The organism is Nocardioides caldifontis (assembly GCF_008087345.1).
Taxonomy (GTDB): domain Bacteria; phylum Actinomycetota; class Actinomycetes; order Propionibacteriales; family Nocardioidaceae; genus Marmoricola_A; species Marmoricola_A caldifontis.
In genome coordinates, this window is the sequence record NZ_VHIB01000001.1 from 1,263,592 (window position 1) to 1,277,618 (window position 14,027).

Below are 14,027 nucleotides of genomic sequence, written 5' to 3' on the forward strand. Positions count from 1 at the left end.
GTGAAGATGCGACGGCTCGACCCCGGTCGGGCGTGAAGATGCGACGGCTCGGCGGGGGACGGGTCAGGGGGTGGGCGGGGGTGTGGTCGGGGCCAGCGCCCCGAGGGGTGCGACGACCGTGCCGCTGGTCTCGCAGATCCACACCGGGTCGGGGCCGCCGATCTCGGGGTGGATGTAGAGCGCGTGGGTGGCGTCGTCGCACTTGGGGCACAGCGGCCACCGGCCACGGGCCTCCAGGAGCTCGTCCTGCACGTCCTGGGCGACCAGCCCGGCGACGTACTCGGTGCCCTTGGCCCACTGGGTGACCCACCACCGCCGGGAGGCGACCGCCTCCTCGAGGAGCGAGACCACGGTCGGGTCGGCGATCCCGGTCGCCTCCAGGTCATGGAGCACGAGGGCCCGGGCCCGCATCACCTCGTCCTCGCCGTTCACAGGTCCGCGGCGTCCTTGATCTCGTAGGCGTAGCCCTGCTCCGCCAGGAACCGCTGCCGGTGCTGGGCGAACTCGGCGTCGACGGTGTCGCGGGTGACGATCGTGTAGAACCGCGCGGACTTGCCGTCCTCCTTGGGGCGCAGCAGCCGCCCGAGCCGCTGGGCCTCCTCCTGCCGGGAGCCGAAGGAACCCGACACCTGGATCGCGACGCTGGCCGACGGCAGGTCGACCGAGAAGTTCGCCACCTTGGACACGACGAGCAGCCTCTCCTCTCCGTGCCGGAACGCCTCGAAGAGCCGTTCCCTCTCCTTCACCGGGGTGTCGCCCTTGATGACGGGGGCGTCGAGGGCGGCACCGATCTCGTCGAGCTGGTCGAGGTACTGCCCGATCACCAGGGTCGGCTCGTCGGGGTGCCGGGCGACGAGCGACTCCACCAGCCGCGTCTTCGACCCGGTGCAGGCGGCGAGCCGGTAGCGCTCCTCGGGCTCGGAGGTCGCGTACGCCAGCCGCTCGCCCTCGGGCAGGGTCACCCGGACCTCGATGCACTCCGCCGGCGCGATCCACCCCTGCGACTCGATGTCCTTCCAGGGGGCGTCGTACCGCTTGGGGCCGATCAGCGAGAACACGTCGCCCTCGCGGCCGTCCTCGCGCACCAGCGTGGCGGTGAGCCCGATCCGGCGGCGCGCCTGGAGGTCGGCGGTCATCCGGAAGATCGGCGCAGGCAGCAGGTGCACCTCGTCGTAGACGATCAGCCCCCAGTCGCGCGCGTCGAGCAGCTCGAGGTGGGAGTAGACGCCCTTCCGGCGCGTCGTCAGCACCTGGTACGTCGCGATGGTGACCGGCCTGACCTCCTTGACCGCACCGGAGTACTCACCGATCTCGTCCTCGGTCAGCGACGTCCGCTTCAGCAGCTCGGCCCGCCACTGACGCGCAGAAACAGTGTTCGTGACAAGAATGAGTGTGGTCGCCTTCGCGGTGGCCATCGCGGCCGCGCCGACGAGCGTCTTGCCCGCGCCGCAGGGGAGCACGACGACCCCGGAGCCGCCGTGCCAGAAGGAGTCGACGGCCTCACGCTGGTAGCCGCGGAGCTGCCAGCCGTCCTCGTGCAGGTCGATGGCGTGCGCCTCGCCGTCGACGTAGCCGGCGTAGTCCTCGGCCGGCCAGCCCAGCTTCAGCAGCGCCTGCTTGAGGTTGCCGCGCTCGGAGGGGTGCACGGCGATGGTGAGGTCGTCGATGCGGGCGCCGAGCATCCCTTGGACCTTCTTGGCGCGGAGCACCTCCTCGAACACCGCGCGGTCGGTGCTGGCGAGCACCAGCCCGTGGGTCGGGTGCTTCTCGAGCCGGAGCCGCCCGTAGCGGTCCATGGTCTCGGCGATGTCGATCAGCAGCGAGTGCGGGACCGCGTAGCGGGAGTAGCTGAGCAGCGTGTCGACGACCTGCTCGGCGTCGTGGCCGGCGGCCCGGGCGTTCCAGAGCCCGAGGGGCGTGAGCCGGTAGGTGTGGATGTGCTCGGGGGAGCGCTCGAGCTCGGCGAAGGGCGCGATCGCCTTGCGGCAGTCGACGGCCTTCTCGTGGTCGACCTCGAGCAGGAGCGTCTTGTCCGACTGGACGATGAGCGGGCCGTCGTTCACCCGCTCGATCCTACGGAGGCCGCTCAACGACCCCGGAGACGCAGCGAGACCGCCGCTCCGGGGTGGCGGAGGCGGCGGTCTCGACGGTCGGTCAGCTCACCATCCGGATGGCGACCGGGTAGCGGTAGTCCTGGCCGGAGTTGGCCTTCACCGCGCCGACGATCGCGAAGGCGATGCCGGCGGCCCAGAGGGCGAAGAAGGTGAGGAAGCCGATCAGCACGAACATCAGCACGAACGACACGATGTAACCGACGATCAGCGTGATCTGGAAGTTCAGCGCCTCGGCGGCCTGGCGGCGGACGAACGGCGACTCGTTGCCCTTGAGAAGCATGATCAGCAGCGGCCCGAGGAAGCCCAGCAGGATCGTGCTCCAGTGGGAAGCGGCGCCCCAGGTGCGCTCCTGGGCGGCGTCCATCTGCGCGGGCTGGCCCGGCCACTGCGGCTGGGTCGGCGGCGGGTACCCCTGCTGCTGGTAGCCCGGCTGGGGCGCGCCCTGCGGGTAGCCCTGCTGGGGTCCGGTGGGGTTCTCGTAGCTCACGGTTGCTCCTGGTGTGATGAATGCGGTGAGGCAGGCTATCGGCGGAGGAGCGGCGCGAGAACGGGCTGATACACGACCAGCGGCCAAGGTCCCGCGAAGTCAGGACCCGGCCCGTCTGCCGTGGTCGTAGGCGATGACCGCGACGCCGAGCGACATCAGCGACACCGGGTCGTCGAGGTCGACGCCGAGCACCCGCTCGAGCCGTTCGAGCCGCTTGTAGACCGACGCCCGGCTGCGGTGCGATGCGGCCGCCAGCCGGGTCTTGTTGCCTCCGGCCGCGACGTACTGCCGCAGCAGCTCGAGCGAGCCGTCGCCGCGGGCCGCCTCGTGCTCGAGCAGCGGCGCGAGCTCGGCCTCGACGAACGCCTGCATCCGCGGGTCGTCCTGGAGGAGCGCGACGAGGCCGTGCAGCCGCAGGTCCGAGACCCGGTGGTACGGGCGGCGGGACGACGGCGGGAGCGCGGCCGCCGTCTCGGCGACGTGCCGGGCCTGGCGGAGCCCTGCGCCGGCCGCGGCCACGGTGGCGGCCGCGGGGCCGACGCCGAGCACCGCGAGCTCCTCGGGGAGGCGGCCGGCGAGCGCGTCGAGGACCCGGGGCTCACCCCTCCGCGCCGGTACGGCGAGCAGCACCCCGGCCTCCGTCCCGGTCAGCGGCCCGACCAGCCCGGAGAGGGACGCCCCGTCGACGGCGGAGGAGAGCCGTTCGAGCAGCCCCCCGAGGTCGTCGGTGGGGCCGAGGGGGCGCGCCACCACCGCGACGTACGAAGGGGCGGGGGTGATCCCGAGCGCGCGTGCCCGGGCGTCGGCGGTCTCCTCGTCGAGCCGCCCCTCGGCGAGCTCGGAGAGCAGCCCGCCCTGGGCACGCAGGGAGAGGCCGAGCCGGTCGCGCTCGACCATCCGGCCGAGGACCAGCGCCTGGGCCGCCCGCTCGACGAGCATCGTGAGCCGGAGCTGGTCGAGCTGCGGGTTCGGGACGACGAGCCGGCCCCAGCGGCTGCCGGGGAGCCCGACCGGGGCGGTGAGCCACCCCTCGGGGCCGGTGAGCCCGGTGTGCTCGGCCAGGGGAGTGCTGCGGGACCGGCGCTCCCAGTCGGCGAGCAGCCCGGCGGCGGGGCGGCCGAGCGCGGCGAAGGCGAGCACGTGCCGGCCGAGGTCCTCGAGGACGACCGAGGAGCCGGCGAGCTCGGCGGTCGTGCGCACGATCGCCTCCGCGTCGGCGGACTCCAGGCTGAGCCGGGTGAAGGTCTCGTGCACCTCGCGGGAGAACTCGACGTGCTCGAGCTGCTCGGCGACGATCGCCCGGTGCACCTCCTCGGTGACCTCGACGAACCGGATCCGCTCGTGCAGCACGACGATCGGGAAGTCGGCGTCCCGGGCGGCCCGGACCACTCCGTCGGGCACCGCCGGGAAGTCCGGCCCGAGCTCGACCACGAGCCCGGCAGCCCCGGCGGACACCAGCTCCGCGACGTACTCCACCGCCGCCTCGGGCGTGCCGCGCATCGCGAGTCCGGTCGACAGGATCAGCTCGCCGCCGCGGAGCAGCGCGGCCAGCTCGCGCACCTCGCCGACGTGCACCCAGCGGACCGGGGCGTCCAGCCGGCCGCCTCCGGTGAGCACCTCCGGGCGGCCGGGGCGCATGGCCGCGGAGGTGAGGACGGTCCGGAGGGTGGGGCGCACGCACCCAGGGTGACACATCGTCGCCGTCGCGACCGTCATGGAGACAGATCGTCACTGGCTCTCTCAAGAGCGACCGGGCAGGGTGGGGCCCATGACCACCCTCATCACGCACTGGGCCGACGGCGCCCGCTTCGAAGGCAGCAGCGGACGCACCGGCGACGTCACCAACCCCGCGACCGGCCAGGTCACCGGCCAGGTCGCCTTCGCCGGCGCCGAGGACGCCCAGCGGGTGATCGGCTCGGCCTCGGCCGCCGCCCGCGCCTGGGCGCGGACCTCCGTCGCCGCGCGCACCCAGGTCGTCTTCCGGTTCCGCGAGCTGCTCAACGAGCGCAAGGAGGAGCTGGCCGCGCTCATCACCGCCGAGCACGGCAAGGTGCTCTCCGACGCCCTCGGTGAGGTGAGCCGCGGCCAGGAGGTCGTCGAGTTCGCCTGCGGCATCCCGCACCTGCTGAAGGGCGGCTACTCGGAGCAGGTCTCGACCGGCGTCGACGTGCACTCCAAGCGCCAGCCGCTGGGCGTGGTCGGCATCATCAGCCCGTTCAACTTCCCGGCGATGGTCCCGATGTGGTTCTTCCCGGTCGCGATCGCCGCCGGCAACACCGTGGTCCTCAAGCCGAGCGAGAAGGACCCGAGCGCCTCGATCTGGATGGCCGAGCTCTGGAAGGAGGCCGGTCTCCCCGACGGCGTCTTCAACGTCCTCCAGGGCGACAAGGAGGCCGTCGACGCGCTCATCGACCACCCGGACGTGAAGGCGATCAGCTTCGTCGGCTCGACCCCGATCGCGCGCTACGTCTACGAGCGCTCCAGCAGCAACGGCAAGCGCGTCCAGGCCCTCGGCGGGGCGAAGAACCACATGGTGGTCCTCCCCGACGCCGATCTCGACCTCGCCGCCGACCAGGCCGTCAGCGCGGGCTACGGCTCCGCCGGCGAGCGGTGCATGGCGATCTCGGTGCTCGTGGCCGTCGGCCCGATCGGTGACGACCTCGTCGCCAAGGTCGCCGACCGCACCCGCACGCTGCGCACCGGCGACGGCACCCGTGGTTCCGACATGGGCCCGCTGGTCACCAAGGCGCACCGCGACAAGGTGGCGTCGTACGTCGAGGAGGGTGAGTCGGCCGGCGCCAAGGTCGTCGTCGACGGCCGTGAGGTGCAGCCGGACGGCGAGCAGGACGGGTTCTGGCTCGGCCCCACGCTGTTCGACCACGTGAAGCCCGAGATGTCGGTCTACACCGAGGAGATCTTCGGCCCGGTGCTCAGCGTCGTCCGCGTGGACACCTACGACGAGGCCGTCGAGCTGATCAACTCCAACCCCTACGGCAACGGCGTCGCGCTGTTCACCGCCAACGGTGGTGCGGCCCGCAAGTTCGAGCTCGACGTCGAGGTCGGGATGATCGGCATCAACGTGCCGATCCCGGTGCCGATGGCGTACTACTCCTTCGGTGGCTGGAAGAACTCGCTCTTCGGCGACAGCCACGCGCACGGGGTCGAGGGCGTGCACTTCTTCACCCGTGGCAAGGTCGTGACGTCCCGTTGGAGCGACCCGGCCGTGAAGCCCACCGGCGGCCTGGAGCTCGCCTTCCCGCAGAACAAGTGAGAGGCAGACGATGACCAGCCGCGCCTACGAGCTCGACCGCAAGCACGTCTTCCACTCCTGGTCCGCCCAGGCCACGCTCGACCCGATGGTGGTCGAGCGGGCCGAGGGGAGCCGGATCTGGGACGACCAGGGCAACAGCTACCTGGACTTCTCCTCCCAGCTGGTGTTCACCAACATCGGGCACCAGCACCCGCGGGTGGTCAAGGCGATCCAGGACCAGGCCGCGAAGCTCTGCACGATCGCGCCGCAGCACGCGAACGACGCCCGTTCGGAGGCGGCCCGGCTCATCGCCGAGGTGTCGCCGGCCGGGCTGGAGCACGTGTTCTTCACCAACGGCGGTGCGGAGGCGATCGAGCACGCCGTACGGATGGCGCGGCTGCACACCGGCCGGATCAAGGTGCTGTCGCAGTACCGCAGCTACCACGGCGGCAGCAACACCTCGATCAACGTCACCGGTGACCCGCGGCGCTGGGCGTCGGACTACGGCTCGGCCGGGACCGCGAAGTTCTTCGGCCCGTTCCTCTACCGCTCGGAGTTCGACGCGACCACCGAGCAGGAGGAGTGCGAGCGCGCCCTGACCCACCTCCGCCGCACGGTGGAGATGGAGGGACCTTCGACGGTCGCCGCAATTGTGCTCGAGACAATTCCGGGCACCGCGGGGATCATGCCGCCGCCGGCGGGCTACCTCGCCGGGGTGCGGGAGATCTGCGACGAGCACGGCATCGTGTTCATCCTCGACGAGGTGATGGCCGGGTTCGGCCGCGCCGGCAAGTGGCTCGCGCTCGACCACTACGGCGTCACGCCCGACCTGGTGACGTTCGCGAAGGGGATCACCTCGGGCTACGTCCCGCTCGGCGGCGTGATCGTCTCCGACAAGGTCTACGACACGTTCGCGCAGCGGGTGTACCCGGGCGGGCTTACCTACTCCGGCCACCCGCTCGCCTGCGCCGCCGCGGTGGCGACGGTCGAGACGATGCGCGACGAGGGGATCGTCGAGCACGCCGCCAAGCTGGGCGAGGACGTGCTCGGCCCCGCGCTGCGCGAGCTCAAGGAGAAGCACGCCTGCGTCGGTGACGTCCGCGGGGTCGGCGCCTTCTGGGCGGTCGAGCTGGTCAAGAACCGGGAGACCAAGGAGCCGCTGGCGCCGTACGGCGGGAGCAGCCCGGCGATGAACGAGGTCATCGCGGCTTGCAAGAAGGGCGGCATGCTGCCGTTCGCGAACTACAACCGGCTCCACGTGGTGCCGCCGTGCAACACCAGCGCGGACGAGGTGCGCGAGGGGCTCGCCGTGCTCGACGCCGCCCTGTCCGTGGGCGACGCCCATGCGGAGGGCTGAGCCGACCGTCTTCGAGAGGCAGGCGCCGCCCTCGCGGCTCGTGGACGCAGCGCTGCGCGACGCGAGGGACGCCTGCTTCTGGATCGACGACGTGGTGCCGGCGCGCCACGCGCCGCTGGTCGGTGACACGCGGGTTGACCTCTGCGTCGTCGGCGGCGGGTACGCCGGACTCTGGACCGCGGTCCGCGCCAAGCAGCGCGACCCCGGCCGGAGCGTGGTGCTGCTGGAGTCGCGCCGGCTCGGCTGGGCCGCGTCGGGGCGCAACGGCGGGTTCTGCGACGCGTCGATCACCCACGGCGAGGACAATGGCCGGTCGCGGTGGGAGTCGGAGTACGACGACCTCGAGCGGCTAGGCCAGGAGAACCTCGACGGGATCGTGAAGACCGTGCAGGAGCACGGGCTCGCGGTCGACCTCGAGGAGACCGGTGAGCTGGAGGTGGCCGTCGAGCCGCACCAGGTCGACTGGCTGCGTGAGGCGGACGGGACCTTCCTCGATCGTGAGGCGGTGCAGGCCGAGGTGGCCAGCCCGACGTACCTCGCCGGGCTCTGGTCCCGCCACACCGTGATGATCCACCCCGCCAAGATGGTGCAGGAGCTGGCGCGGCTCGCGCTGTCGCTCGGCGTCGAGATCTTCGAGGACAGCCACGTGACCGGGCTGTCGTCGGGACGCAGCGGCCCGGTGACCGTGCGGACGGGTTCGGGATCGGTGGACGCGGCCCAGGTGGCGCTGGGCACGAACGTGTTCCCCGCGCTGGTGCGGCGGTTCCGGCCGTTCACCGTGCCGGTCTACGACTACGCGGTCGTGACCGAGCGGCTCTCGCCGTCGCAGCGGGCGTCGCTCGGCTGGGAGAACCGGCAGGGGATCGCGGACCTCGCCAACCAGTTCCACTACTACCGGCTGACGCCGGACGACCGGATCCTGTTCGGCGGCTACGACGCGGTGTACGCCGGGCGCCGGGTGGCCGCCGATCACGAGCACCGGCCGGAGACGTACCGCCGGCTGGTGTCCCACCTGCTCACGACCTTCCCGCAGCTCGAGGGGATCGGGATCAGCCACCGGTGGGCGGGCGCGATCGACACCTCGACGCGGTTCTCGGCGTTCTGGGGGCTCGCGCACGGTGGGCGCGTTGCGCACACCGCCGGGTTCACCGGGCTGGGCGTCGGCGCGACGCGGTTCGCGGCCGACGTCGTGCTGGACCTGCTCGACGGCGCGGACACCGAGCGGACGCGGCTGGAGATGGTGCGCCGCAAGCCGCTGCCGTTCCCGCCGGAGCCCGTGGCGTCGGTGGGCGTCGCGCTGACCAAGCGCTCCCTCGACCAGGCCGACCACCGGGGTGGTCGCCGCAACCTGTGGCTGCGGGCCCTGGACCGCGCCGGACTGGGGTTCGACTCATGACCGACCGCGTGCTGGCCGCCGATGCGCTCTCGCTGCCGTTGGAGCCGTACGACGCCGGCGAGGTGGTGACCGGCTCTCCTCTTGCCGGCCTCGCTTCGCTGGCCGCCGTGGGCGGTGCGTCCGTGGGGATCTGGGAGCTGTCGGCGGGGACCGTGCGGGACACCGAGGTCGACGAGGTCTTCGTGGTCCTGGCGGGGGAGGCGACGGTGCGGTTCCTGTCGTCGGACGAGGTTCTTGAGCTGCGGCCGGGGATGGTCGTCCGGCTGAACGCGGGGGAGCGGACCGAGTGGGAGGTCCGGTCGACCTTGCGGAAGGTCTACATCAGCGGCTGAGCCGGTCCGGCGCTGGTCTGTGCCGTCGCACTGAGCCTGTCGAGGTCCGCCTTGAGCTCGGCCTCCCTGGCGGGTCTCCGGCCGGCCAGGTTGGCGAGCTCGAACGGGTCGTTGGTCAGGTCGTAGAGCTCCCTCTGCCCCTGCCAGTGCTCGACGTACTTCCACCTGCCCTTGCGAACGCCCTGGAACGCCCAGGGGCCGTCGTGGAAGAACGACCCGCCCTGGATCAAGACCGCCTCGCCCAGGTCGTCGGTCGGCCCCTTGGCGATCGGCAGCAGGCTCTGCCCCGCCTGGGGGCGTCCGGCTGTGGCGCCCGCCGCGTCGAGGATCGTGGCCGGGATGTCGATCAGCCTGCCGACGCGGTCGGTGGTGACGCCGGTGGGGATGCCGCCGGCCTGCCAGCGCAGGATCAGCGGGACGTGGAGCGACTCCTCGTAGGGGAAGTTCTTCCCTTGCATGCGGTGCTCCCCGAGCAGGAAGCCGTTGTCCGAGGTCAGGATCCAGAGCGTGTTGCGACGGACCTGAGGGCTCACGCTGTCGAGCATCCGGGCGATGCCCTCGTCGACCGCCTGCAGGCTCCGGATGCGAGCCCGGAAGAGGGCGTTGTAGGACTGGCGTTCCTTGACGTTGTCCTCCCACCGTTCTTCGAGGTAGTCGGGCTTGTCGGTCAGGTCGGTCTCGTTGAAAGACGGCTTCCGCGTGGACGGAGCCTCCTCGTCGGGGAACAGGTTCGCGTGCCGCGGTGCCGGTACGGGCGCCTTCCACCGGCCGTTGACGAGCATGTTGTGCGGGGCGACGAAGGACGCCCACATGAAGAACGGGCGCGGGTCCGCTGCCCTGGCGAAGGCGATCGCCCGGTCCGCGACCCAGTCCGCGGTGTACCGGTCGGTGATCCTGTCGCTGCTGCCGTCCTCGCGGACGACGGTGAAGCCGAAGGCCTTGTAGGCCCCGGGGGCGGTGACCCGCCACCGGTCCCAGCCGGCCGGCACGGGGAACTCCTGGGAGTAGCCGTTCATGAACTTGCCCGCCAGGCCGGTCCGGTAGCCCGCCGCCTGGAGCCAGGCGGCGAGGGTGTTGTCCTTGTCGGGGAGGTTGTCGTAGCCGCCGAACCTGCCCTTGTTCACCCAGACGTTCGTGTCCTGCGCGTACTGCCCGGTGATCAGCTGCGCCCTGGCCGGCCCGCACAGCGGGTGCGTGGCGAGCCCGTTGCGGAACTCGGTGCCCCAGCGCTTGAGGCGGCGGAGCGTCCGGGGCATGTACTCGAGATCGGTGTCCGTCGCGTCATCGACGGTGATCAGGACGATGTTCGGCTCGGCCACGCGTCATTCACCCCCGTGCCTTTCCGACTGCCCGTCGCCGTCACGATTCCATGAACGCCGCCGGTGTGACCATGCCTGCCCACCAAGTCGTCGCGCCTTGGGTGGGCGCACTCAGGAGGTGGCTCGGGTGGTCGATGAGTCGTTCGCTCAACTACCGCGACAAACCGCCCAGATTGACGCAGCAGGGTCGACCCCATCAGGCGCGTGGATCAACCGACGAGCGGTGCAGTTGCGACGCCCACGACTGCTGGCAATCACCAGATGAGGCAAGACAGTTGGGGATCTACTACAAGCCACGCCGAAACCGCTCAGCGTCCTCATCCTCTCGCCGAGCGTCCACTTCGTACGATGTCGCGACCTTGCGCAGCAGCGCTGCGGTACGGGGTGCGGTGTCAGCCACCCGCGCCGCGTGCTCGCGGTACTCCTTGGCGAGTTCTGCCTCCAGGACACCACCGTCCTCTAGGCCCCGTGTTGTCACGCCCCGACGGTTGAAGACCTGAAGCGAAAACCCGCGCTCGATTTCGTCGTCTTGTAGATCTTCGAAGAGTTCACGCACGACTTCCCCAGGCCAGACACCATCAGCATCGGGAGGCGTCGAAACCAACACCTGGCCGATGTGATGGCGCCCGACGACAGCGCGATCGCGTTCCTCGAGAAGCGGGAGGACGGTCGAGAGCCACTGTTTGAGCTCTTCAGCGTCCAGAACTCCGTCCGTCAGGCCAGGCGGAACATTCCAGGCGGACAGGAGACCGTACGCATTGCCGGCGAGGGCTTGGCGGGCCTCCAGCTCGATTCCATTGTCCGCGCCCTCCTCATCGTCGCCGGCGTGCGCTCGGTAGACAGTGCAGACCATCTCGACGAAGAATTCAGGGTTGGTCGCAAGCTCTTGCATAAGGGTCTGAGGCTTCGCATCGTGGCCGAGAGCCCTCAGATACGCCCACTCAAGCTGCGCGAGACGAGGCAGGTCGATCTCATCCCGTCTTCGTTCCAATCGCTCAAACAGAGCTTCGAAGTCGTAGGACCGAAGAGCCCCCATCTCTGGATCGTCTTGGTGAGCGAGGAGATTGGACAGCGCATCCATCACAAGCTCGAGAGACGCCAAATGATCCTCGCCCTGGCCTTTGCGCTGATAGATGTTCAGGATGTGGAGCGCAGCGGCATTGCGTCCGACGCCGATCAACCGGCCTGCCACCAACTCGACATATGCGAAATCGGCACCTAGGCCCAACGGTGAAAAATGTTCCCAGAAGAAGGTTTCGACGCTTGCATCTTCGACGGCAATCTCCCATGCCCTGGGGAAATCGCGGGTGGCGAGAAGCAGTCTGCCGAGTTGCGCAGCACTCAGTGCATGGCTGGTGCGTAGTTTGTCTAGCCAGTCCCAACCAGCGTCGCGGAACCTGCGCGCGTAGTACTGGGTGGCCAGTTCGAGTTCCTTCGCGGAATCGGATTCCAGCCGTGGCAGCAGAGGCTCGTCAAAATCCGCACGTGCGCCAGCCAACGCCCAACCGACGGCATGCGAGACCTCGACGACGCGGGCAAGTTCAATGACTTCAGGAAGTCCGCCCTCATCGACGATCGCAGCGATCGCTTCTTCGCGGGCAGCCGCTACAGCTGCGTCGTAGGCCTCGAAGTCATCGCGTCGCCGCGCGTCGCCAACATGTGGATCCCACGACTGGAACAGCCACTCGTGATTGGCCCGAGCCCCCTGCGGTGTGAGGCGATCGATGAACGCGTCCAACTTATTGAGCTCGTCCTCAGGCAGGGCCCACCGAGCATCTTGGAACTCGCGGTGCTTGCCCACGAGGTCGCGCAGTTCATCCCATAAGAGCTTCGTGTCAGATTCATCGAACGACCCGGAGTCGATCTGAGCCTCCAACCCTGAGCGAATCGCCCTCTGGTCATCCGGAGACAGGTCGCTATAGGTCTGGATCAGCTGAACCCAGCGGCTCGGATCAGGTCCGGCATCGGCCACGCAACGCTCTACAACTGCGGCGACGAACTCGATGTACTCGCTGCGGGTGACTCTCAACGTGGCAGGCTTCCAGTCGCGATATCGGGGCGCCCGTGTCGGGAAGTGCACACCGTGCGATTGCGGCAGCATCTCCAGTGCCAGGGACCATGCCACCGCCGAGTGTCGCTTACGGAGAGCGTCGTAGACGGCGAGCCGGCTCGCCATCGGCGCCGCCGTCTCGGGGTGCCACGGGCGGAAGATCGCGGCGAGCGACGCGGCGGGCCGATTGCTGGTTCTCCCGCCAGGATCGATCTCGGCGAATCGCGCCAGAAGGTCGACAGCACGACCGAAGTAGTCAGTCGACCAAGCGATCGTCTCGAGCGCCCAGAGAACTTCCGTGTGCGCCGATGAGGGAGAGAAGAAGCCGTCGTCTTGGTCAGCGAAAAACTCGCGCGCCATTGGGGTATCGCCACGCATGGCAGCACTCAACGCTTCAAGCACGGCCTCTGGCGCCGCTTCAGCTAACAGCGGAAGGTGATCAGCCAGCACCGTCCAGCGTCGACCACTGACGTCGTCGTTCGCAGGCTTGAGAAGGTCGCGCACTGCGTACTCGGCCCAGTCCGCACCACTAGGCCCGCCTGACGTGGTCACTCGATTGCCGTACGCGCCGAGCAGCGCCAAACTCTCAGCTAGCCCCTGGCGTATCGAGGCTGAGTGGACGCGGCGCTTGCCTTCGACGGAGGCCTTCCACCAGCGGTCATCCGGAGCCACATCGAGCGCCGGATCGTCCTCACCGAGGACCTTCTCGACGACATCCTTGAGTCTGGCGAGGTCCTCAGTGTTGACGGACGAGCGAAGCAGGAGCCACGCGTCGACGGGCGAAACCACGTGCCACGTCGATCCGGTAGCGGCTACGAACGGGTCGCCTTCGCGAGCGAGTTGCATCGCCCTCTCGCGCACCGCGTCATAGCCGGCGCCAGCGAGCTCGGCGAGCACGTTCTTGTCGGCGTCTGTCAGGTCCTCCCACCGGCCGACGAGGAGCATCGCTCGGACCGCGCGATCAACAGACTCAACCCAAGGCGGTCGGTGCAATGAGGCCTTCGTGGCGAGGCTTCGCCTGAGCGCCGTCAAGCTGCGTCGAGCCAACTGTCCAAGCCCGCTCGCTTCCTCTTCACCCACGCCCGCAGCCTTGAAGAACTCGGCCACCGCCCCACTCGCCAGAGGATCCAGATTGATGTCGCCGTCGTCTCCTCCAACAGGTACCAAAACGGTATGAGGCGAGCCCTGAGGAAGTTCCTTCGCGAACTCCGGATCTCGGGGAATCAGAATGAGAGGCTGCATGGATTCCGCAAGCCGACGCCAAGTGATGAGTTCGTCGACAAAGACCATGCGCACTAAGACCTGGCCTTCGCCTCGGCGTTCAGCAGCGACCGCGTGCGCCGCCAGGAACGCAGAAATCTCATCTAGGGAAGGTCCAGTGAGCGTTGTGATTCCTGGGCGAGCCAACGCTTCGCTCAACTGCCGAACGTTTGAGTCTCTGCCCGCCAGGACGAGTTCAGGCTCAAGCGGAGGGGCCGTCTGGGCGAACCACCCACGCCAGAAGGTCTCGGCAGTTTGAAGTCCATAGGGTTCGAGCCCCAACTCTTCTGAGAACCAGGCCCAAGTGACCGGCGCCGACTCAAGCCAAGTCGCTAAGCCCGGATCCACCGACAAGCCCGCTGAGATGGTCGTGAACGACGAAGGGTGCCGGGTGCTGGGGTAGGCGCGTGAGGATTCTCCGGACCTCGCTGTCCGGACGTTCCACTGCTGTGTTGGGTCGCG

Annotated in this window: 10 protein-coding genes; 4 read left to right on the forward strand and 6 right to left on the reverse strand. The window is 69.4% G+C overall.

What is annotated here, in order from left to right; genetic code table 11:
- Window positions 1-63: 63 nt before the first annotated feature.
- From FIP57_RS14240 to FIP57_RS14255, 4 genes are all read right to left on the reverse strand, one after another.
- Window positions 64-432 (reverse strand): hypothetical protein, encoded by a 369-nt coding sequence (locus FIP57_RS14240; RefSeq protein WP_238993462.1) that lies wholly within the window; start codon window positions 430-432, stop codon window positions 64-66.
- Complete coding sequence (locus tag FIP57_RS14245) at window positions 429-2,063, reverse strand: DNA repair helicase XPB (RefSeq protein WP_148574082.1); 1,635 nt, start codon at window positions 2,061-2,063, stop codon at window positions 429-431. The genes FIP57_RS14240 and FIP57_RS14245 overlap by 4 nt, the downstream gene beginning before the upstream one ends.
- A gap of 91 nt (window positions 2,064-2,154) precedes the next feature.
- The gene (locus FIP57_RS14250; protein WP_148574083.1) at window positions 2,155-2,601 is read right to left on the reverse strand and encodes a DUF4870 domain-containing protein; all 447 of its coding nucleotides are present in this window, start codon (window positions 2,599-2,601) and stop codon (window positions 2,155-2,157) included.
- A gap of 99 nt (window positions 2,602-2,700) precedes the next feature.
- Window positions 2,701-4,278, reverse strand: coding sequence for a PucR family transcriptional regulator (locus FIP57_RS14255; RefSeq protein WP_162529815.1), 1,578 nt, complete (start codon window positions 4,276-4,278; stop codon window positions 2,701-2,703).
- Between the two features lie 91 nt (window positions 4,279-4,369).
- Here FIP57_RS14255 and FIP57_RS14260 point away from each other — a divergent pair, with 91 nt between their 5' ends.
- The 4 genes from FIP57_RS14260 to FIP57_RS14275 are packed head-to-tail and all read left to right on the forward strand — an operon-like array spanning window position 4,370 to window position 8,936.
- Window positions 4,370-5,872, forward strand: a complete 1,503-nt coding sequence (locus FIP57_RS14260) for a CoA-acylating methylmalonate-semialdehyde dehydrogenase (RefSeq protein WP_148574085.1) — start codon at window positions 4,370-4,372, stop codon at window positions 5,870-5,872.
- Window positions 5,873-5,882: 10 nt separating this feature from the next.
- Window positions 5,883-7,208, forward strand: coding sequence for an aspartate aminotransferase family protein (locus tag FIP57_RS14265; protein ID WP_148574086.1), 1,326 nt, complete (start codon window positions 5,883-5,885; stop codon window positions 7,206-7,208).
- Entirely contained in the window at window positions 7,195-8,604 is a 1,410-nt protein-coding gene (locus FIP57_RS14270; protein ID WP_148574087.1) for an NAD(P)/FAD-dependent oxidoreductase, read from the forward strand. The genes FIP57_RS14265 and FIP57_RS14270 overlap by 14 nt, the downstream gene beginning before the upstream one ends.
- Complete coding sequence (locus FIP57_RS14275) at window positions 8,601-8,936, forward strand: cupin domain-containing protein (RefSeq protein WP_148574088.1); 336 nt, start codon at window positions 8,601-8,603, stop codon at window positions 8,934-8,936. Before FIP57_RS14270 ends, FIP57_RS14275 begins: the two co-directional genes overlap by 4 nt.
- On the opposite strand, the gene FIP57_RS14280 is transcribed toward FIP57_RS14275, so the two are convergent.
- Together FIP57_RS14280 and FIP57_RS14285 are read right to left on the reverse strand one after the other, a co-directional pair.
- The gene (locus tag FIP57_RS14280) at window positions 8,921-10,255 is read right to left on the reverse strand and encodes a sulfatase family protein (protein WP_148574089.1); all 1,335 of its coding nucleotides are present in this window, start codon (window positions 10,253-10,255) and stop codon (window positions 8,921-8,923) included. The two genes, FIP57_RS14275 and FIP57_RS14280, sit on opposite strands and share 16 nt — an antisense overlap.
- Before the next feature lie 286 nt (window positions 10,256-10,541).
- Window positions 10,542-13,724 (reverse strand): hypothetical protein, encoded by a 3,183-nt coding sequence (locus tag FIP57_RS14285; protein WP_148574090.1) that lies wholly within the window; start codon window positions 13,722-13,724, stop codon window positions 10,542-10,544.
- Window positions 13,725-14,027 lie beyond the last annotated feature (303 nt).

Bases quoted from the DNA above. Each gene is read 5' to 3' on its own strand.
- FIP57_RS14265 (WP_148574086.1), top strand. From the start codon at position 5,883: ATGACCAGCCGCGCCTACGAGCTCGACCGCAAGCACGTCTTCCACTCC.
- FIP57_RS14260 (WP_148574085.1), top strand. From the start codon at position 4,370: ATGACCACCCTCATCACGCACTGGGCCGACGGCGCCCGCTTCGAAGGC.
- FIP57_RS14270 (WP_148574087.1), top strand. From the start codon at position 7,195: ATGCGGAGGGCTGAGCCGACCGTCTTCGAGAGGCAGGCGCCGCCCTCG.
- FIP57_RS14275 (WP_148574088.1), top strand. From the start codon at position 8,601: ATGACCGACCGCGTGCTGGCCGCCGATGCGCTCTCGCTGCCGTTGGAG.